This window comes from Paraburkholderia sp. BL27I4N3, assembly GCF_003386115.1.
In the GTDB taxonomy this organism is placed as follows: Bacteria; Pseudomonadota; Gammaproteobacteria; order Burkholderiales; family Burkholderiaceae; genus Paraburkholderia.
The window spans coordinates 5,217,400-5,235,669 of the sequence record NZ_QREJ01000001.1; the positions used below are offsets into that span (position 1 = coordinate 5,217,400).

Sequence of the window (18,270 nt, forward strand, 5' to 3'; positions counted from 1 at the left end):
CGGCCCGGCGCGGCGGGCTACGGGCGCCGGCCGCCCCTGGCGCGCCACGCGGCGCGGCCAGGAGTCTGAATACTAGCGGCGATTGACATACCTTGAAAATGAAGAATAACCACTCTTCTATACGATTATGGAATACATTGAGGTGGCGGATTTTCTCTCACGTCTTGCTCTGGCAGGTTAGCGGCAGCCAGGATCGGTCAGATCGCCGTGCTCGACGTGGTCGATAACGCAGATCGTCTCGATTCAACCTGCAGCAGATTGCTTTTAATGCACCATATCGGGCAACCATGCGCCCATCTGGCGGTGCGGCGGACGGGCGCAAGTTTTGCGCATCGATCGAAACTCAAGCTCCGTCCAGCGCCGGGACCTTCCATCGGCAAGCATCGAAACCCGTCAGAACCGGTGCCGAATGCCCACGCGCATGCCTTCACGATAGTCGCCGCCATGTCCAGAGGGACGGGGGCTGCCTGTATCACGGCTACTTTCATACTGAGAATTCCTGAACTAATGAAACGTATCGAGAGCGTAGCGCCGTCTTCCCACAACGCGACGCCTGCTCCTTCACTCTGGCGTATCCGCAATCATGCATGTTTCGATGCTCCGCATTGCGCCGTTCCCGCGCAGCATCGCCACAAGCGCCGGCAAACTGAGCGAGCGGTTTCATCTTAGGCCTGCAAAACTGTGCGCCGAAGCGCTGCCATAAATACCCCTATCGATGGCATCGGTGGGCGCCCCAGAAGCCTGAGGTCACTGGAAGCGGCTGATGCAACAAAAAAATCTCTGAAGGTTAGCGGCAAGTTTGAACCGCCCCGGGTGTGGGAGAGGCTCCAATTCTCCCGGGAATGAAGCCTTGAGAGCGCAAATGGAGTTGACCCGGATTCATGGACACCCTTCTTTGGAACAGGAGGTGTTCTGGTGCGCCAGCTTTGGCAAGGGCGTCGCTCACCGTGCGAAAACGCGACGCGCCGCAAGCCTGGTGGGACGTGGCAAATGCTTCTGCAAGCGTATGCTGTGCTCGAGCCCGGCGCCGCGCCGCGCACAATCGTCACCGATCAGTTGGGCGCGCGTCTTACTCGTGGCAACTTGACAATGCCCTTCAGCAGCCTGCTAGATGTTTAGCGCGCGTTTCTGCACGGCGAGCGCCGCTTCGCGCATCACTTCGGAAAGGGAGGGGTGCGGGTGGCTGATCATCCCGATGTCCTCTGAGGCGGCCTTGAATTCCAAGGCGACGACAGCCTCCGCGATCAAGTCCGAGGCATTCGCCGAAATGATGTGAATACCGAGCAGCTCGTCTGTTTTCGCATCAGCAATCATCTTTACGAATCCTTCGGTCTTGCCGATACCCATTGCACGCCCGTTTGCCAGCATTGGGAATTGACCTGTCTTGACCTCTCGCCCCTCAGCCTTCAACTGCTGCTCCGACTTCCCGACCCAAGCGATTTCTGGTTCCGTGTAGATTACCCAAGGAATGCAGTTGTAGTCGATGTGCGGCTTCTGCCCGTCGATAATCTCAGCGACCATCACGCCTTCATCCTCCGCCTTGTGGGCCAGCATTGGGCCTCGCACCACGTCGCCGACGGCGTAAACATGCGGTTCGTTGGTCGCGCAATGTTCGCTCACCGGGATGAAGCCCCTCTCGTCGACGGACAAGCCGATGGAGTCGAGCCCGAGGTTATCCGTGTTCGGCACTCTGCCGATGGACACAATGAGCCGGTCGGCTTCAAGGGTTTGGTCCCGCCCGTCCTGGTCCTTATACTCGATTGAAACCCCCGCCTCACTCGTCGTAACAGCACCAATCGTCACCCCGAGTCGAATTTTTAGTCCCTGTTTCATAAACTGCTTTGCCGCTTCCTTTGCAATCGACTCATCGGTCGCGGCGAGGAAGCTCGGCAAGGCTTCTAATAGCGTAACTTCCGCGCCGAGCCGTCGCCAGACAGAACCTAACTCGAGCCCAATGACACCCGCGCCAATTACCGCCAGTTTCCCGGGCACTGAATCAAACGCGAGAGCACCTTCGTTGTCGGACACGAGTCGGTTGTCAACTGGAACACCTGCCAAATGGCGAGCTTTCGAGCCAGTTGCGATAATGACATCCTTAGCGAGGTAAGACTTTATATCGTCTTCTCCGCTGACCTCCACGCGGATCGATTGCTCGGACCGGCCGGCCAACTTGCCGTGTCCTTTGATCCAGGTAATTTTGTTTTTCCGGAACAGAAACTCAACCCCGCCAGTAATCTTTTCGACGATCGCCTCCTTGCGGCCCACCATCGTGGCAAGGTCGAGAGTTATATCCTTGACTCCAATTCCGTGAACGTCCAAGTGGTGATGCACACTCTCGAATTCTTCAGAAGAAGCAAGTAGTGCTTTTGAAGGAATGCAACCAATGTTGAGGCATGTTCCGCCGAGTTTCGGCTTGCCAGCGGGGTTTTTCCATTGCTCGATACACGCCACGGATCTTCCCAATTGGGCCGCGCGGATCGCGGCAATGTAGCCGCCCGGCCCTGAGCCAATGACGATAACGTCGTAGTCTGTCTTCTGCTCATTCAGCGAGGGTACGGTAGAGGAACGGGACGTGGGTACGGAAGCCGCCGTCGCGGCGGGCATAACGGCGGACGCTTTGGCTGAGCCGTCGATCGTCGCGATGATTTCGTCCGCGTGCACCGTATCGCCTTCTTTATGAAGGATCGCGAGAAGCACGCCCGCAGTTGGCGCAGGGACCTCAAGAACGACTTTGTCCGTCTCAAGCTCGATCAGTATCTCGTCCTGGGCGACGGCGTCACCGACTTTTTTCTTCCACTGAAGAAGTGTCGCCTCAGTAACCGACTCTGAAAGTTGCGGCACCTTCACTTCTGTCGTTGCCATCTTGATGTCCCTGTTGGCGAGTGGCCAAGTACGAGAACTGAGTTAGCGATACGCAAAGATAGTATGCCTACGAGGACTTTCGTGGGCGCACGGCCCCCTATCAGACATGTGCTCGTAATACGGCATCCTGGCCGCGGTGGCGGCGGACAGGCACACCCGTCGGACCCTCCCGATTCCTCAAAATCTCAAAAGCCGGACAGCACGATCTTGCCGCGCGCCTTGCCGCTCTCGATCAAGGCATGGGCGCGGCGCAGATTGGCCGCGTTGATAGTGCCGAAATGATCCGCCAGCGTCGTGCGCAGCACACCGGCGTCGACCAGTCTGGCAACCTGGACCAAGATATTGTGCTGCTCGATCATGTCCGGGGTCTGGTACATCGAGCGGGTGTACATCAATTCCCAGTGCAGCGAGATGCTCTTGGGCTTGAGGATCGGCACGTCGAGCGACTCGGGGTCATCGATCAGCCCCAGCTTGCCCTGCGGCGCCAGCATCTCGGCGATTTCGACCAGGTGCTTGTCGGTGTGGGTCAGGCTCGCTACGTAATCGACCTCGTCAAGGTCAAGGTCGCGCAACTGCTTCGGCATCGGCTTCGTGTGGTCGATCACATGGTGCGCACCAAGCTCGCGCACCCACTCCCGCGTTTCCGGGCGCGATGCGGTGGCGACCACGGTCAGGCCGGTCAGCTGACGCGCCAGCTGGATCAGTATCGAGCCGACACCGCCAGCGCCGCCAATGACCAGCAGCATTCCGATCGGGTCTCTGCCTTCGCGCACTTGCAAACGGTCGAACAGCAGCTCCCACGCCGTGACCGAGGTCAGCGGCAGGGCGGCCGCTTCTTCGAAGCTGAGGCTCTTCGGCATCGGACCGACGATGCGCTCGTCGACCAGGTGCAACTCGCTGTTGGTGCCCGCCCGTAACAGCGAACCGGCGTACATGACCCGATCGCCGGGCTTGAACAGGGTTACTTTGTCGCCCACAGCGCGCACCACGCCGGAGGCATCCCAGCCCAGCACCTTTGGTACCACTGGGGGCGGCAGCACGCCGCCACGAATCTTGGTATCGACCGGGTTCACCGAGACCGAATGCACTTCCACCAACAGGTCATATCCGGTTGGCTCAGGCTCGGGCAACGTGGTGTCGGTCAGGGCATCCGGCGAAACGAGCGGAACCGACTCGTTATAGACAACAGCTTTCATAGGTACTCCATAAAAATGACAGTTTCAGTTACAGCGGACGGACTGCGTGTGACGTCACACCATGTGTACCCAACTGGTTGCCAGTTTGGTATCACGCAGCCGGCCGCGTCGATGCAGATGGAGGAATTCGAAGCGTACGTCGGCACGCCGCTTCAGGCGAACATCCATCTGCGGAAGCCTGCGAGCCTTATGTCCGATCCTCTGGCTGCGGGAACCCCGGTGGCAATATCGCCGCTACGGGGTGCCCCATCCAGCGACCGGTTCCTCGCATGGATCTATATGGCAAATTCAACAGCGAAGCGCAGCCCGAGACTGTCGCGGCGCGAGTTCGTCCGTGTCAAGGCGACAGCACCTACGTCCTGCATGGCTGACGTCACGGAATGTAGCGCTGCTCCCTGAGGTCCGTCAGCATCTCTATATACATTTCCTCTGAATCGATGCAATCGTGGAAGCCATGCTTGCGCGCCTTTATCGTGCTGGTGATGTTGTCGAAGGTCGTTTTGAAAATCATGTCGCCAAACCTCCACGACACGATTTGCCCGTACGGGTAGTCTCGAAGGTTGTGCTTCCCGACCAGGCTATTCCACAGTTCTGCCTTGTCGGCCATCATCTGCTCTAACGACATGGGGAACGGCTCACCGACCGGCACATCAAAAAACTCCGCCAGTCTCGGCCAGACGCGAGACCACCTGAAGTAGTCGCCATTCGTGATGTTGTAGACCTCGCCTCGGCATGCGTCGGTCTCGCCCGCCCAATCGACAGCACTCGCGAGAATTCGTGTATCTGTAATCTGATAGAGCGCGTCGTACGCGGCGCGCGGGCCGGGAAATGACATTGGAACGCCCAGGGCCTTCGCCACCGTTCCATAGACAGCAATCACCATCAGAAGATTCATGGGATTGCCCACGGCAACGCCTGCGACGCCCTCGGGACGAAATGCAGTCCAGGACCATGACTTGCCGCGTGAACTTTCCCGAAGAAAATCCTCCTGGTCGTAATAGAAGTTCGGTGGCATATGGCGCGGGTCGCTCTCCTTCGCGGGCGATGGAATCGGGCCGATATGCACGCCGTACGCCTTGCCTCCTTGCATCAGCGTGATGTGCCGCAGGTTCGGCGCGTGCTTCTCCATGACCTCCACCATGTTCTTCAGCATCCGCAGATTCACCTCGACCAGTTCCGCAGATGTCGGCTTCTCCTGATAGGCCGCGAACACGAGATGCGTCGCTTCCGGCACTTGTGCAAGCAACGCCTCGCAGGAGTCTCTGTCCAACAGGTCAACCGCCAGATGCCTGGCGCGCGTCGGGAAATCAGGTGCGCGCCGGGAAACTGCGACCAGATTGACGTCCTCGCTCTCATAGTGTGCGAGTACTCCGCGTCCAATGACTCCGACCGCGCCTGCGACGACTACTGTTTTCATGTTCGTCTGCTCTCAAACGATTCGCAAAAAGAATGTCAGCCAATCACGCCGATACCGCGACGTCGCGCATCGTGGAACCGAACCGGCGCCCTTCCATGTTCTTGCTTGCGCGCCCCACGATATCAAGCAGCATGACGCCGCCCGCGCGCAGTGTTGAACAGCTTGATCATTTCCCGATTGAATGCGGGGATATCGTCGGGGCTGCGGCTCGTGACCAGGCTTTGATCGACGACGACCTCCTGATCCACCCAGTCCGCTCCGGCATTCTTAAGGTCGGTTTTGAGCGATGCCCACGAGGTCATGCGTCGGCCGCGCGCCGCGCCGGTCTCGATGATGGTCCACGGGCCGTGGCAGATCGCTGCAACCGGTTTGCCGTCGTCGAAAAAAGCCTTTGCGAAAGCCACCGCTTTCGGCTCCGTCCGAAGCACATCCGGGTTCAAGACGCCGCCCGGCAGGAGGAGCGCGTCGAAATCTTGCGGCTTGGCCTGGTCGAGGGCGAGGTCGACCGGGAACTCGCCTCCCCATTTAGTGAAGTTCCAGGCGCGCACGTGCTTATCCCTGGGCGAGACGATGCGCGTCTCGGCGCCGGCCTGGTCGAGCGCCCGACGAGGCTCGACCAATTCGACCTGCTCAAATCCTTCCTCGATCAGGATCGCGATCTTCAGTCCCTTGAGAGTGTCATTCGTCATGCTCCGATCTCCAGTGATGAGGGTCCAATAGACTTTCAGGATGACCCCGTGATCGAGCTTGCGCGCGAACGGGGTCCGCCATTGCGGGTCCGGGAGGGTCTCGACGGCGACTTTGCCCGGACCTCCCATAGACGACGCCGCGATTGCGTGCCACGACTTCCTGCTCGATGTTCCAGTGTGATGCTGCTGATCTATCGCCGACGCCCTCGCGAGACGATGACCCGTTCGCTGATCGCACTGGCGCCATGTGACGGATGGGGTGCCTGAAGAGGAGGAGCAGTCGAGGGCCCCGTGTCGTCTGCCGGCTCTATGCGGCTTTCTTCACGCTGCCGTGCGGATCGATGACGAATTTCTTCGGCGAGCCCTCGCTGAACGTCTTGTAGGCGCCAGGCGCCTGCTCCAGCGTGATGATCTCGGTGTTCAGCATGGCGCCAAGATAGGGCATCCGATCCCACAGGATCGCCATCATCAGGTCGCGGTTGTAGTGCATGATCGGTGCCTGCCCCGCAGTTAGTTTCGGCGATTTGATCCAGGCCTTGCCGAAGTCAATCGGAAGCTTGCCCTTCTTCGTCAGATCAGTGCTCGCCTTCGGGTCGGCGTCGGTATAGATGCCGGGGACGCCCATTGCCCCACCGGCCCGCACCACTTCGATAAGCGTGTTGATTACTGCCTCCGAGTGCTCGCTGTTCGCCTCCGCCCCCGAGCCGTGCGCCTCGAGCCCGACGCAATCCACGCCGCAATCCACCTCGCGCTTGCCCAGGATCGCTTCGATCTGGTCGGGCACCGGCGTGTCGCTCGTGAGATCGACCACCTCGCAACCATTATTCTTCAGCAGATCCAGCCGGGCCCGGTTGGTATCGGCCACGATGATGCAGGACGCGCCGATCAGGCGGGCGCCCGCCGCGGCACACCGGCCCACCGGCCCGGCCCCGGCGATATACACCGTGGAACCCACCTTGGCCCCGGCTTCCATCAGGCCATGAAAGCCGGTCGGCAGGATGTCCGACAACAGCGTGAGATCGCGGATCTTCTCCATCGCCTGGTCCCTGTCCGGGAACGACAACAGGTTCCAATCGGCGTAAGGCACCATAAGATAGTCGGACTGGCCGCCCTGCCAGCCGCCGAGATTGAAACCATAGGCGCCGCAATCGACGGCGTCGTTGACGTTCATGCAGACATCGGTATGCCGCTCCTTGCAATTGCGGCAGCGCCCGCAAGAGACGTTGAATGGGACCGAACATATGTCGCCCACCTTGATGAACTCGACGTCCGGCCCGACCTCGATGACTTCCCCTGTCATCTCATGTCCCATCACCATTCCCACAGGCGCGGCAAAGCGGCCGTGGTAGATGTGCTGATCGCTGCCACAGATATTCGTCGTCACGATCTTGAGAATGGCGCCGTGATTGGCTTTCTTGCCTGTCGGTGTGACGAGCTTCGGGTAGTCGAAAGTCTGCAACTCCATCTTCATGGGACCCATGTACGTTACAACGCGATTACCACTCGCAGCCATGATATTTCTCCGTGTTGGGTGTGTGAGTTGTTGTGCGCGCCAGACGCGCGCGATTCCGGCGGCCGCCACGCGCTGCTCGCGCGCAGCGAATGGACTTGCCCCTGCATGACCGGACATGCAGTCACGCTTAGGTTGATGAATTTGCTCGTTGGCGAAACTCGCGTGGTGAGCAGTATTTCAGGGCGCTGTGCGGATGCGACTCGTTGTAGTGGTCAAACGCGATGGCCAGGTTCTGCAACGCCGTTCTCGCGTCCGGCTTGGGCATCCACGAGACGTAGTCTCTCTTCATAGTTTTGACGAAGCTCTCGGCCATCCCGTTGCTCTGCGGACTTCTGACCGGCGTCGTGATGGGTTTCAGGCCCACTTTTTTCGAGAACGTCAGCGTCTCCTCGGCAATGTAGCAGGAACCGTTGTCACTGAGCCATTCGATTTCGTTGTCGGCCTTCAGCGCACCATCGAAACGGTTTTCCACAGCCTGAAGCATGACATCACGCACCATGTCACCGGTATAGCCTCCAGTGGTCGCAGCCCAGCTCATAGCCTCCCGGTCGCAGCAGTCCAGTGCAAAGATGACGCGCAACGGCGAGCCGTCATCACAACGGAATTCGAAGCCGTCCGAGCACCAGCGCGCATTGCTCCGGTCCACCGCGACCTTGCCGTCGTGCCGGCGCGTTGACTGGGCATGGCGAGGCCGGCGTTGGAGCAGCAGACCGTGGGTATGCATAACCCGATAAACCCGTTTTGCATTAACGCGAGGCTGTCCCTGCGCGTCCCGGTTTCGCCGCAGCAGGGCCCATGCACGCCGATAGCCGTAAGTAGGCAAATCAGCAACCAGCCCCTGAAGCTCCGCGACGAGCGGCATGTCGTCACGGGCGGGCGTTTTGCGCTTGTCGACCCATTCAGCTTCGCGCTTTGATTTCACCGCTAGATTAGAGCGCGACACACCCAGGACTTCACAGACCGTCTTCATCGGTCGTCCCCCGGCAGCAATGGCGAGCGCGCAATCAATTTTTTTGCCCGGCCGTACTCCACTGCTTCGCGGAGGATTTCCACTTCCATCGTCTTCTTGCCCAGCAGTCGCTGGAGTTCACGAATCTGCTTCATCGCCTCGGCCAGGTCGGATGCCGGTACCACCTGCTCGCCGGCACTGACTGCTGACAGACTTCCGTCCTGATAGAGCTTGCGCCAGGCGAACACCTGGTTTGCATTCACCTGATGACGACGGGCAACTCCGGAAACGGTTGCGCCGGGCTCGAAGGTCTCGCGCACTATCGCGAGCTTCTCCTCGACAGAGCGCCGGCGGCGCTGTTCGGGCTGGGTCAAAACTTCAATGGGTTCCACGTTAGAGCTGGGCTTAAACATAGGCGTAAGACTACCTCAAAGTTTAAGCGTTACCTCGTGTCCGGTTTTCGCGGGGGCCGGCCCAGCGAACAAAGCGGTGCCCGCTTCGACGATTGCCTGATCCTTCCGACCCAAGCGGCTGCCCGCGACGGCGCGAACCGTCGCGAAACTCGCTGGGGCGGTGGGGATAGCTTCGGGATCGATACGTTCAACCGAGGCCGCGTGATGATCTCCGCCGGCGGCATCTCTCTTTACCGGGAAGACATGGCGTGGCCGATCTCGTCGGCCTTCGCTTCCGCCACGGGAATGATTGAACGTGCGTTGTTCAGAGGGAGTATAGGAGCTTTATAGGATGTTCCTAGGCGATCTTAGGAGAGCCGAACAAATTAGCTGCTTGAAGGTATGTCCCTGAATGTTTGTAAACTTGCGTCGTCATGGATGAAGAACCGTGCGTCGCGATTTGTCGGCTCCCAGTATGGCTTCGCGAGATAAGGTCGTTTTCCCCGGCATTCTCGATCAGCTTGAATGCAAGACTCAGGAAGGTGGTCATGACATGCAGTTGCGCATATGCGTCGTACGATGGCGCACCGTCACCAACCTCCACTCGATCGCATCCGTCGTTCGCAGATGCTGGCAGTGATCGGTCGGGAAGTCATAGAAGGCAAGCAGGCTGCGCGATCCTTCGTTAACGTCTCGGCGGCCTTCGGATACTTCGGGACTTTCACCGGAATCGGCTCGCCCGCCGTCAAAACTTCGCCCTCCGGATATGTCGCCGAAATCTCTTCCGGGCGATGTGACAGTTTCGCGAACCACTCGCGTCGTTCTCTTTCGTACGCTGGCCGATTAGAGATACCAATGATTCCACGCTGCATATGACCGACAACTGCCTCGGCTATTTCGTTCGGATAACCAGGTGTTTCTAGCGGTGTGAGAATGGCGCGTGGAAGATCGCGAGCGGATCAATGCGTTGCAGGGAATCGCGGGCAATTATGATTCTGTGCGATTTTCGATTTCTTCCGCGATCTCGGTGCTCTCCATAGCGAAAATCGAAGCGATACGTTCACAAAATCCGGTTCGTAGGCGCATGCAAGCGCAGTCCGGGAAATCCATCCAAGGTCATGTGATCGCCGCTGGCTGGTTGGCTGCGGCACGCGGCGTAGGTTTCCTTGGCAACGCGGGGAAAACCTACGCCTACGTTGCAAGTTCAGACACACGGAGACAAGCGTCGATGTGCCGGCCGGGGCGGCCAGCACGGACACTTTCCGTTTTATTTTCAACCGCTTGCGGACTGTTTTGGCTCTCCTTGAGAGACCGCAGACCGATTCCGGATTCGCGCTACTCGTTCTCGTCGAAGTAATGCCCGAACTTCACCTGCTTGGTGCGGATATAGCGCTCGTTTTCCTCGCGCATAGGAATCGCCAGCGCGACCCGCTCGCACACCGGAATGCCGTGCTTGGAAAGCGTGTCGAACTTCTCCGGATTGTTGCTCATCAGACGCACCGACGTGACCTTCAGCGTGCGCAGAATGCCCGCTGCCGAATCGTATTCGCGCGAGTCGTCCGGCAAGCCGAGATCGAGATTGGCCTCGACGGTGTCGCGCCCTTGCTCCTGCAGCGCGTATGCGCGAATCTTGTTCGACAGGCCGATGCCGCGCCCTTCGTGGCCGCGCAGATACAGCAGCACGCCGCAGCCTTCCGCCGCGATGTAGCGCAGCGCGAGGTCGAGCTGCTCGCCGCAGTCGCAGCGGTACGAGCCGAGCACGTCGCCGGTAAGGCATTCGGAATGCAGGCGCGTCAACACGGACGACTGGTTGGCGACGTCGCCCATCACGAGCGCGAGATGTTCGGCGCCGCTTTCGCATACGCGGAACACGTAGGAAGTGAACGTGCCGTAGCGCGTGGGCAGCGTGGCGGTGGCGTCGAGAATGACGCACTCGCCGTTGGGTGCGCCGTCTACTGCGGGCGACGGATCGTGAGACGTGAGCATGGCGTTAGACAATGGTGCTGACATGAACCCGATCAAACCGGGAATAAGATACGGACTGGGAGTTTACCGCTAATCGGCGTCCCGCACCCGCATGCCCTTGCATGGAGCACGGAACCGCCGTCGCGTCGCGACGCTGCCCGAGTTAAACGGCCGCCGCGCCACAGGTATTCCCGAAGTACCTCGGTGCCGCGTCACGCCTATACTGGAATGGCCTGTCCCTCACGACAGCGCGCCGCGCCGGCGTGCTGCACTGCGAAACGGAGCCGCTCCATGACAAGCGTCGCACAGCTTCTTAAAACGAAACCGAACAACACCACCGTTTTTACTGTCGGGGCCGACGATTCGGTCTATGAGGCAATCAAGCTGATGGCCGAAAAGGGCATCGGCGCACTGGTCGTGACAGACGGCGACAGCATCGCCGGAATCGTCACGGAGCGCGACTATGCGCGCAAGGTCGTGCTGATGGACCGTTCGTCGAAGGCCACGCCGGTGCGCGACATCATGAGCAAGGCGGTGCGCTTCGTGCGTCCCGATCAGACCACCGACGACTGCATGGCCCTGATGACGGAGCGGCGCATGCGCCACTTGCCGGTGATCGAGAATGACCGGCTGGTCGGCATGGTATCGATCGGAGACCTGGTGAAGAACATCATCGCCGAACAGCAGTTCACCATTCAGCAGCTCGAGTTCTATATTCACGGCGAGCGGCCCTGACGCACGGCCCACGCCGCGGAACCGGACGCGCAAAAAAGCCCAATCGGTCAACCGGTTGGGCGAAGCTACCTTGCGGCAGCGGAGGTTCTTTGGTGGATTGGCCGCGGCATGCGTGACGCGCGTGGCGCGGCGGTCTTGCTGCGCTCGCGGCGCAACTGCGCGAGGCGCGCTCAAGCAATTTAACGTTCGCAGTCGCGCCCGCCGCGACGGGCCGCGCGTGTCGTCGTTCTCAACTTCGGATTGCTCGCTGCGGATTCAGTTTCGACCTTCAGACACCGAGACGCTGGTCGGAGCCCTGCTCTACTGATCCGCGGGGCTCTGCGTCTTTCGGCACCCGGCCGGCCAAGCCGGCCACTGAGCGCCGAATCCGCGTGCACGCCTACCTCGCTTAATTACCGAAGTACACCGACCTCGGACCCGACGTCGGTTGAACCACGCCACCGGCTTGCGACGAACCACTCTTCGCGCCACCGTAGCCGCTGGTATCGGCGACCGGTTCCTGCGTTTGGGCAACAGCCTGGTTTTGCGCCTGGACGCGCTGTTCAGCAGCCTGAATATCCGCCGGATAAGTCGGATCGTTCGACGCGCCCGGGTTATAACCCGCTTGTTCAACCCGGATCAGATCGGCGCGAACTTCCGCGCGGGTCACCGGTTGCTGGCTCGATTGAGCGAACGAAGCGATCGGAGCGGCGAGAACGGCTGCAATAGCGACTGCCTTGATAAGCGATTTCATGATGAATTACCTCCAGACCTGGTTTTATTTGCGACGCTTGCCACACCATGTGAGAAGCGAGTGAATCAAGTCTAGTCATCAGATCGTCAAGGGAAAACCCTAGATTGTGAGATAGATAATTGTTCGAATCGCAAAAATAGTCCGGAAATTACCGCACGCTCCGATTCAAATCGCATCGCTGGCGTAATAATTGTCGGGATCGTAACCCTCTGTGTCTGAAGTTTGCAAACTACGTCCGATCCCGGCCGCCTTCTACCGTCTTATGCGGTATCGCCGGGCAATTTACGCCCCTTTGGGCGCAGCGGACTGGAGCAGCAGGAGCTTGCGCGGCCCGCTGACAAAGGCGCTGCCCGGTTCGAAGAATCTGAGCGGCTGATGCATTTCGCGCGACAAGCCAATGCGCGTCGTCACACCGACCGGCACTTCGCCCCGCTCGATGACGCCGATCCACAAGCCCTGCCCCGAGCATAGATCCCAGCCGTCGAACGAAGGTCCGATGCCGAACGCCATCGTGAGCCGGCCGGGCCCGCGCGCGAGGTCGCGCAGCGGCACGCCGGGGCGCCGCGCTTCGATCAACGGCAGGCCTTCGAGCGGCTCGATCGCGCGCAATAGAATGCCGGCGCCGACTTGCTCTGCTTCGGCGGACATATTGAGCATGTACGACAGCCCGTAAGTCAGGCGCACATACGCGTGCCCCGGCGCGAGAAACATCGAACCGTTATGCGGCCGACGGCCCATGAATGCATGACTGGTCGAATCGCCAAGCGGATACGCCTCGGTTTCGACGATTCGCCCGCTCATGCGGCCTTCGGGCAAATCATGCACGAGGTATTTGCCGATCATGAAACGCGCGAGTTCGACGGTATCCAGCGGTAAATCGTCACGAAATAATGGCAAGATGGGGAGTTCATCTTTGCGCATGCGTCAGGCCTTATTTTTAAAGCGCGTGGCGTGGAACTGAACAGAAATGCGGACCGCATGAAATGCGATCGGCCCACCGCCCGGGCCCTCAACGACGCGATGCGCGCCTCGATTCCAGCGATTGCGCGCCATCGGCCAGTTTTCATCGGCCCATTCGTTGTACCAAAACCTCACTTCTGTGCAGCGCCGGCATCACCATGGCACTAATTGGAGTATCGTGTGTTTCCGGCCTGCAGCACAGCCTTTGCCGGCTCGCGTGTGTTTCGGCCCGCCCGAATCAGCACAGATAGAAAGCATTCGCACGTCCGCAACACCGTTCCATTCAGTTTTGATCCCGATGTACCTGCTGGTGTAGCGCACTGCCTCATTCGGGGGCGGTTGTACCCATGACAATAGGAGAGAGTTGAATGAAAGCATTCCCGGCAATCAAGATGATCGGCGGCGCGCTGATCGTCCTCGCGTCCCTCAACGTGTATGCACAGAGCAGCGACGCCTCAGCCCCGGCAGCGGCAGCGCCGACGGCCAAGCAGACCAAAGCGGCCGACCGCGCTTTGGGACGCAAGGTCCGTTCGGCCCTGTCGAAGACGAAAGGCCTGAGCGTGGCGAACATCACCGTACGCGCACGCGGCGGCGCAGTGACGCTGGCCGGCTCCGTGCCCGAACAACCGCAGGTCGATCTGGCCACCCAGGCTGCACAAGGCGTGGCAGGCGTGACGTCAGTCAAGAACGCGCTGACCATTCGCCCGGTCGGCCAGTAATCGAGTGAACGTGCTGTAGCAATGTAGCCGGACGCCAATGCCCTCTCGCAGGGCATTGGCGGCACCGGAGCGGTTTCGCGCAGTTTCGCCGGGCGTTGCGCACCCGTAATATGCTCGGCGCGCCAAGCATTGCCCTGCATCCCGCGTTCAGCCAGCGGAACCTCAATGCATACCGGTCGCCATCGCCGCCGCGTTCACCACGCACCAGCCAGCGTCCGCCGCGCGTTATCCGCGCAATTCTGCGTGACCTACGATCCCTTTCTCCAGCAGTCGCCGTTTGCGCTAGTGCACGCCGGACGACGCCCTCGTCATGCGGCCCTGAAATCGACAAAGCCTCTTGCACGAACAATTATCCTTTATAATTTAATACGTTAGACCGTGTTGCTTAGAAGTTCCATGAACATGCGCGCTCGCTTCAAGCCACGGCGGAAGCCATTCGGCCCCGCCGGGCCGTTCCCGACAAGCGTTAAAAGGAAGCCCGAATGACCACGCCCGCAATCGTTCTGCCCCGCTGGACCATTGCCGCGCCATTTATCGCGTGGATCGTTCTCGGCATCTCGTATGCCATGCCGGGCAATGGACTGCTGCTCGTGCTGGTAGGCGTGGCGTTGTGCGCGGCGGTCTTCACCGCCGTGCATCACGCGGAAGTGGTCGCCCATCGCGTCGGCGAACCGTTCGGCACCCTGGTGCTGGCGGTGGCCGTCACCGTGATCGAAGTCGCACTGATCGTCTCGGTCATGCTCACATCCGGTCCGGAAAAAGCCGCCCTCGCGCGCGACACGGTTTTCGCCGCGGTGATGATCGTCTGCAATGGCATTGTCGGGATTTGCCTGCTGGTGGGCGGCATTCGCCATCGCGAGCAGGATTTTCAAAGCCGCGGCGCCGCTGCGGCACTGGCTGTGCTGGCCTCCCTGTCCGTGCTGACGCTGGTCATGCCGAACTACACGACCACCCGCGTCGGTCCGGTCCTGTCGCCTTCACAGTTGGCGTTTGCCGGGGTGTCGTCGCTGGTGCTGTACGGCGTGTTCGTGTTCGTGCAAACCGTACGCCATCGCGATTACTTCCTGGCTGCTACGCCGGATGAGGACGTCCACGCCGCGCCGCCGAGCGCCGGCCAGGCGCTCGCGGCCGGCGGTTTGCTGCTGGTGTGCCTCGTCGCGGTGGTGTTGCTGGCGAAGGTGCTCTCGCCGGTGGTCGAAACCGCGGTCCAGAATGCGGGCGCGCCGGCCGCCGTGGTCGGCATTGTGATCGCCGCGCTGGTGCTGCTGCCTGAAGGGCTGGCCGCCGTGCGCGCGGCGCGCGCCGACCGGCTGCAGAACAGCCTGAATCTTGCGCTCGGCTCGGCGCTGGCTAGTATCGGCCTGACCATTCCGACTGTCGCCTGCGTCTTCCTCTATACCGCGCAGCCGTTGGTGCTCGGCATCGACGGTAAGGAAACCGTGCTGCTCGTTCTCACGCTGATCGTCGGCACGCTCACGCTCAGCTCGGGCCGCACGACGATTCTTCAGGGCGCCGTGCATCTGTCGCTGTTCGCGGCGTATCTGTTTCTGTCGTTCGCGCCTTGAGCGTGAAGGCCTGATCCTTAAAGAAAGCATCGGGCCGGCGGCCCCACGCCGCCCGCCTACTCTTCCCAGTGCGCGGCGATCCAGTCGCGGAACAGATTCAGCTTCTGCTGATGCGCGACCGAGTCCGGATAAACGAAGTAATAACGCCAACCGGTCTTGAGCACCGTATCGAACGGCCGCACCAGACGCTTGGCCGCCACGTCCTCGTCGATCAGCGCGAGGTCGCTGATCGCCACGCCGAAGCCTTGTAGCGCGGCGTTGGTCGCCATATCGAGCGTATCGAAGCTCGGGCCGTGCCCGGCGTCGATCGCCGCGCCGTTCGCGGCATCGATCTCGGTCACCTTGGCGAGCCACATCTTCCAGTCGCGATGATCGCGGGTGGGATGCAGCAGTGTATGGCGCGCGAGGTCGGCCACCTCGGCAAGCGGCTTGTCTTTCAGCAGATCGGGCGCGCAAACGGGCGTCAGACGTTCCTCGAACAACGGTACCGCCTGCACGCCCGCCCCCGGCGACGAACCGTAGATGATCGCGGCGTCGAACGGTTCGAGCTGGAAATCGACGTCGTGCTGCCACGTGGTCGTGATCTGCACGTGCAGCTCGGGATATTCGGCCTGGAAGCGCATGATCTTCGGCAACATCCAGCGCATCACGCAGGTCGGCACTTTCAGCGCGAGATCGGTGCGCTGCCGTGTGAGACGCAGCGAAATCTCCTCGATGCGCGCGAAGCTTTCCTTGACGGCCGGCAGCAGCAGTTCCCCTTCGGCGGTGAGCGTCAGGCCTTTCGCATGGCGCTTGAAGAGCGGAAACTTGTAGTAATCCTCGAGCGCGATGATTTGCCGGCTGACCGCGCCTTGCGTCAGGCATAAGTGATCGGCGGCACGCGTGAAACTGCGATGCCGCGCCACGGTTTCGAAAATCTGCAGCGCGTTCAGCGGCGGTAGGCGTCGCATCGTGAGTGTCCAGTACGATCAGGAAAAGTCATTGCGTGTGCGTGGCGGCGCGACTCGTCGCATGCCGCCCGAATGCCGCGCGCGGGCCTACAGGATACGCGATCACAAATCTCCGCACGAGAATCGTGCCACGCGCCCTCATGCATTCGGCTCATGCCGCCGCCAAACCGCGCGGCCCGGCAAGCCGCCATGCACCGGCACAGGGCAAAACGCGTCCACGATCGCACCAGAACCGAGCTTTCCTCATACCTCCTGAAGGGCTTAAAGCGTCGACGAAACATGGACGTTAACCCGCATGCGCCACTGCCTCGGCACTCCCGCCGCCTGACGGGTCCGCGCCATCGCAATTGCACGACCGCCTCCGCATGAGCTTATGTCATACCGTCCATGCGCATATTTCGTTTGTTGAGGGATTTTGGCAAACCTAGAGTGCTTCAACACGCAGCGCAGGCGGACAACGCCAATCAGCGAGGCGACGGCGGCAATCACAGCATCATCGGGCAACAAGGCGTTCAACACAGGAGACCGCCATGCAAGAGATCAAACGGGGTAGAAGGCAGGCCATCAAGACGCTCGGCGCCGCACTTGCGGCATCCACCTTGCCCATGCCGTTCATCAACCTGCGCGCGCAGGAACACAACTTCAGCGGCAAGACGCTGCGCCTGTTGACCTGGTCGGACGACACGGGCGCGGCCGCGTTGCGCAATATCGCCGCCACCTTCACCGCGAAAACCGGCGCCAAAGTCATCGCCGACCGCGCCGACGGCACCTCCGGCATGGTCGCGAAGGTCAAGGCCGCGGGCGACCGCCCGACCTACGACGTCATCACCCTGGCCGGCGTCGGCGCGTCGGGTCTCGGCGACGCCGGTCTGCTGATGAAGCCCGATCTGGACAAACTGCCGAACCTGAAAGACGTCGCGCCGCAGTACCGCACGGGCGCGAACGGCTTCGGCGTCGGCTATCTGCTGTGGTCGGACGGGTTGATCTACAACACGTCGACGGTGAAGACCGCGCCGGCATCGTACGAAGCATTGTGGGACCCCAAGTACGCCGGACGCCTGTTCCTGCCGCCGCCCGAGTGGGCCGAAGCGGTGGACCTCGCGATCATCGCCGCGAAGATGAACGGCGGCTCGCAGCAGAACATCGAGCCGGGCTTCAAGAAACTGATGCAGTTGAAAGATCGCGTGATGACGCTCGGCGAGAACCCGAACCAGGTGGCGGATCTGTTCCGCACCGGCTCGCTGGATATCGGCGGCATCTATTCGCCGGCGTTCTTCCCCGACCAGATCCGCAAGCCCGAGTACAAGATGGGCGTGACTTACGGCATGAAAGAAGGTTTCGCCACGCAGCTGATGTTCACCGTGATCCCGAAAGCGCATCCGGGCGACAGCGATCTGATCCACGCCTTCATCAACCATTCGCTCGACGCCGGCGTGCAAGGCCGCATGGCCGCCGACGTGCTGAACGGCCCGGTGAATTCGAAAGCGGTGATACCCGCCGAAAGCCGCGCGTTCGTGCCGAGCCCGCAGCAGATCGCCGAGAAAGCCGTGCTGCATGACGACAAGGCGCTCGCCGTGGTGCAGCCAGCGTGGATCAAGCGTTACACCGAAATCTTCGCGGCATGA

The 18,270-nt window shown here is 60.8% G+C and carries 15 protein-coding genes and 1 pseudogene; 5 read left to right on the plus strand and 11 right to left on the minus strand.

What is annotated here, in order from left to right:
- Window positions 1-1,107 precede the first annotated feature (1,107 nt).
- From lpdA to B0G71_RS23815, 7 genes and pseudogenes are all read right to left on the minus strand, one after another.
- Window positions 1,108-2,862, minus strand: coding sequence for a dihydrolipoyl dehydrogenase (lpdA, locus tag B0G71_RS23780; RefSeq protein WP_116144662.1), 1,755 nt, complete (start codon window positions 2,860-2,862; stop codon window positions 1,108-1,110).
- Between the two features lie 185 nt (window positions 2,863-3,047).
- On the minus strand, window positions 3,048-4,058 hold the full coding sequence (locus B0G71_RS23785) for a zinc-binding alcohol dehydrogenase family protein (protein ID WP_116144664.1): 1,011 nt from the start codon (window positions 4,056-4,058) through the stop codon (window positions 3,048-3,050).
- Between the two features lie 373 nt (window positions 4,059-4,431).
- Complete coding sequence (locus tag B0G71_RS23790) at window positions 4,432-5,475, minus strand: SDR family oxidoreductase (protein WP_116144666.1); 1,044 nt, start codon at window positions 5,473-5,475, stop codon at window positions 4,432-4,434.
- A 122-nt stretch (window positions 5,476-5,597) separates the two neighbouring features.
- Window positions 5,598-6,164 carry a type 1 glutamine amidotransferase domain-containing protein gene (locus B0G71_RS23795; RefSeq protein WP_116148831.1) on the minus strand — a complete coding sequence of 189 codons (567 nt, stop codon included), beginning with the start codon at window positions 6,162-6,164 and terminating at the stop codon, window positions 5,598-5,600.
- A gap of 307 nt (window positions 6,165-6,471) precedes the next feature.
- Window positions 6,472-7,677, minus strand: coding sequence for an alcohol dehydrogenase catalytic domain-containing protein (locus tag B0G71_RS23800; RefSeq protein WP_220377330.1), 1,206 nt, complete (start codon window positions 7,675-7,677; stop codon window positions 6,472-6,474).
- A 127-nt stretch (window positions 7,678-7,804) separates the two neighbouring features.
- A protein-coding gene (locus tag B0G71_RS23805; protein WP_181916731.1) for an IS3 family transposase occupies window positions 7,805-9,039 on the minus strand; the annotation gives its coding sequence in 2 pieces (ribosomal slippage) (window positions 7,805-8,685 and window positions 8,685-9,039; 1,236 coding nt in all).
- 484 nt (window positions 9,040-9,523) lie between these two features.
- Window positions 9,524-9,731, minus strand: a pseudogene (locus tag B0G71_RS23815) (transposase); the annotation flags it as partial.
- Between the two features lie 227 nt (window positions 9,732-9,958).
- Between B0G71_RS23815 and B0G71_RS41010 the strand changes: the two are divergent.
- The gene (locus B0G71_RS41010) at window positions 9,959-10,375 is read left to right on the plus strand and encodes a hypothetical protein (protein WP_147308702.1); all 417 of its coding nucleotides are present in this window, start codon (window positions 9,959-9,961) and stop codon (window positions 10,373-10,375) included.
- On the opposite strand, the gene ribA is transcribed toward B0G71_RS41010, so the two are convergent.
- The gene (ribA, locus tag B0G71_RS23820) at window positions 10,354-11,004 is read right to left on the minus strand and encodes a GTP cyclohydrolase II (RefSeq protein WP_116121574.1); all 651 of its coding nucleotides are present in this window, start codon (window positions 11,002-11,004) and stop codon (window positions 10,354-10,356) included. The two genes, B0G71_RS41010 and ribA, sit on opposite strands and share 22 nt — an antisense overlap.
- Window positions 11,005-11,274: 270 nt before the next feature.
- Between ribA and B0G71_RS23825 the strand changes: the two genes are divergently transcribed.
- Window positions 11,275-11,718, plus strand: coding sequence for a CBS domain-containing protein (locus tag B0G71_RS23825; RefSeq protein WP_012426849.1), 444 nt, complete (start codon window positions 11,275-11,277; stop codon window positions 11,716-11,718).
- Window positions 11,719-12,106: 388 nt separating this feature from the next.
- On the opposite strand, the gene B0G71_RS23830 is transcribed toward B0G71_RS23825, so the two are convergent.
- Both B0G71_RS23830 and B0G71_RS23835 read right to left on the minus strand, forming a co-directional pair.
- A complete protein-coding gene (locus B0G71_RS23830; protein ID WP_116144670.1) occupies window positions 12,107-12,451 on the minus strand; it encodes a DUF4148 domain-containing protein in 345 nt (114 codons plus the stop codon).
- Window positions 12,452-12,733: 282 nt separating this feature from the next.
- Entirely contained in the window at window positions 12,734-13,372 is a 639-nt protein-coding gene (locus B0G71_RS23835) for a DNA-3-methyladenine glycosylase (protein WP_116144672.1), read from the minus strand.
- Window positions 13,373-13,779: 407 nt separating this feature from the next.
- Here B0G71_RS23835 and B0G71_RS23840 point away from each other — a divergent pair, with 407 nt between their 5' ends.
- Together B0G71_RS23840 and B0G71_RS23845 are read left to right on the plus strand one after the other, a co-directional pair.
- Window positions 13,780-14,130, plus strand: a complete 351-nt coding sequence (locus tag B0G71_RS23840) for a BON domain-containing protein (RefSeq protein ID WP_106277811.1) — start codon at window positions 13,780-13,782, stop codon at window positions 14,128-14,130.
- A gap of 482 nt (window positions 14,131-14,612) precedes the next feature.
- Window positions 14,613-15,695, plus strand: coding sequence for a calcium:proton antiporter (locus tag B0G71_RS23845; RefSeq protein WP_116144674.1), 1,083 nt, complete (start codon window positions 14,613-14,615; stop codon window positions 15,693-15,695).
- 56 nt (window positions 15,696-15,751) lie between these two features.
- Here the strand turns inward: B0G71_RS23845 and B0G71_RS23850 are convergent, their stop codons facing one another.
- Complete coding sequence (locus B0G71_RS23850; RefSeq protein ID WP_106277814.1) at window positions 15,752-16,645, minus strand: LysR substrate-binding domain-containing protein; 894 nt, start codon at window positions 16,643-16,645, stop codon at window positions 15,752-15,754.
- A 530-nt stretch (window positions 16,646-17,175) separates the two neighbouring features.
- On the opposite strand from B0G71_RS23850, the gene B0G71_RS23855 reads away from it, so the two are divergent.
- Window positions 17,176-18,270 (plus strand): PotD/PotF family extracellular solute-binding protein, encoded by a 1,095-nt coding sequence (locus tag B0G71_RS23855; RefSeq protein WP_116144676.1) that lies wholly within the window; start codon window positions 17,176-17,178, stop codon window positions 18,268-18,270.

What these genes read in the sequence shown, in the direction of transcription:
- B0G71_RS23795 (WP_116148831.1), bottom strand. Translation starts at nt 6,164, where the DNA reads ATGACGAATGACACTCTCAAGGGACTGAAGATCGCGATCCTGATCGAG.
- B0G71_RS23830 (WP_116144670.1), bottom strand. Translation starts at nt 12,451, where the DNA reads ATGAAATCGCTTATCAAGGCAGTCGCTATTGCAGCCGTTCTCGCCGCT.
- B0G71_RS23825 (WP_012426849.1), top strand. Translation starts at nt 11,275, where the DNA reads ATGACAAGCGTCGCACAGCTTCTTAAAACGAAACCGAACAACACCACC.
- lpdA (WP_116144662.1), bottom strand. Translation starts at nt 2,862, where the DNA reads ATGGCAACGACAGAAGTGAAGGTGCCGCAACTTTCAGAGTCGGTTACT.
- B0G71_RS23850 (WP_106277814.1), bottom strand. Translation starts at nt 16,645, where the DNA reads ATGCGACGCCTACCGCCGCTGAACGCGCTGCAGATTTTCGAAACCGTG.
- B0G71_RS23835 (WP_116144672.1), bottom strand. Translation starts at nt 13,372, where the DNA reads ATGCGCAAAGATGAACTCCCCATCTTGCCATTATTTCGTGACGATTTA.
- B0G71_RS23845 (WP_116144674.1), top strand. Translation starts at nt 14,613, where the DNA reads ATGACCACGCCCGCAATCGTTCTGCCCCGCTGGACCATTGCCGCGCCA.
- B0G71_RS23840 (WP_106277811.1), top strand. Translation starts at nt 13,780, where the DNA reads ATGAAAGCATTCCCGGCAATCAAGATGATCGGCGGCGCGCTGATCGTC.
- B0G71_RS23785 (WP_116144664.1), bottom strand. Translation starts at nt 4,058, where the DNA reads ATGAAAGCTGTTGTCTATAACGAGTCGGTTCCGCTCGTTTCGCCGGAT.
- B0G71_RS23790 (WP_116144666.1), bottom strand. Translation starts at nt 5,475, where the DNA reads ATGAAAACAGTAGTCGTCGCAGGCGCGGTCGGAGTCATTGGACGCGGA.
- B0G71_RS23855 (WP_116144676.1), top strand. Translation starts at nt 17,176, where the DNA reads ATGCAAGAGATCAAACGGGGTAGAAGGCAGGCCATCAAGACGCTCGGC.
- ribA (WP_116121574.1), bottom strand. Translation starts at nt 11,004, where the DNA reads ATGCTCACGTCTCACGATCCGTCGCCCGCAGTAGACGGCGCACCCAAC.
- B0G71_RS23800 (WP_220377330.1), bottom strand. Translation starts at nt 7,677, where the DNA reads ATGGCTGCGAGTGGTAATCGCGTTGTAACGTACATGGGTCCCATGAAG.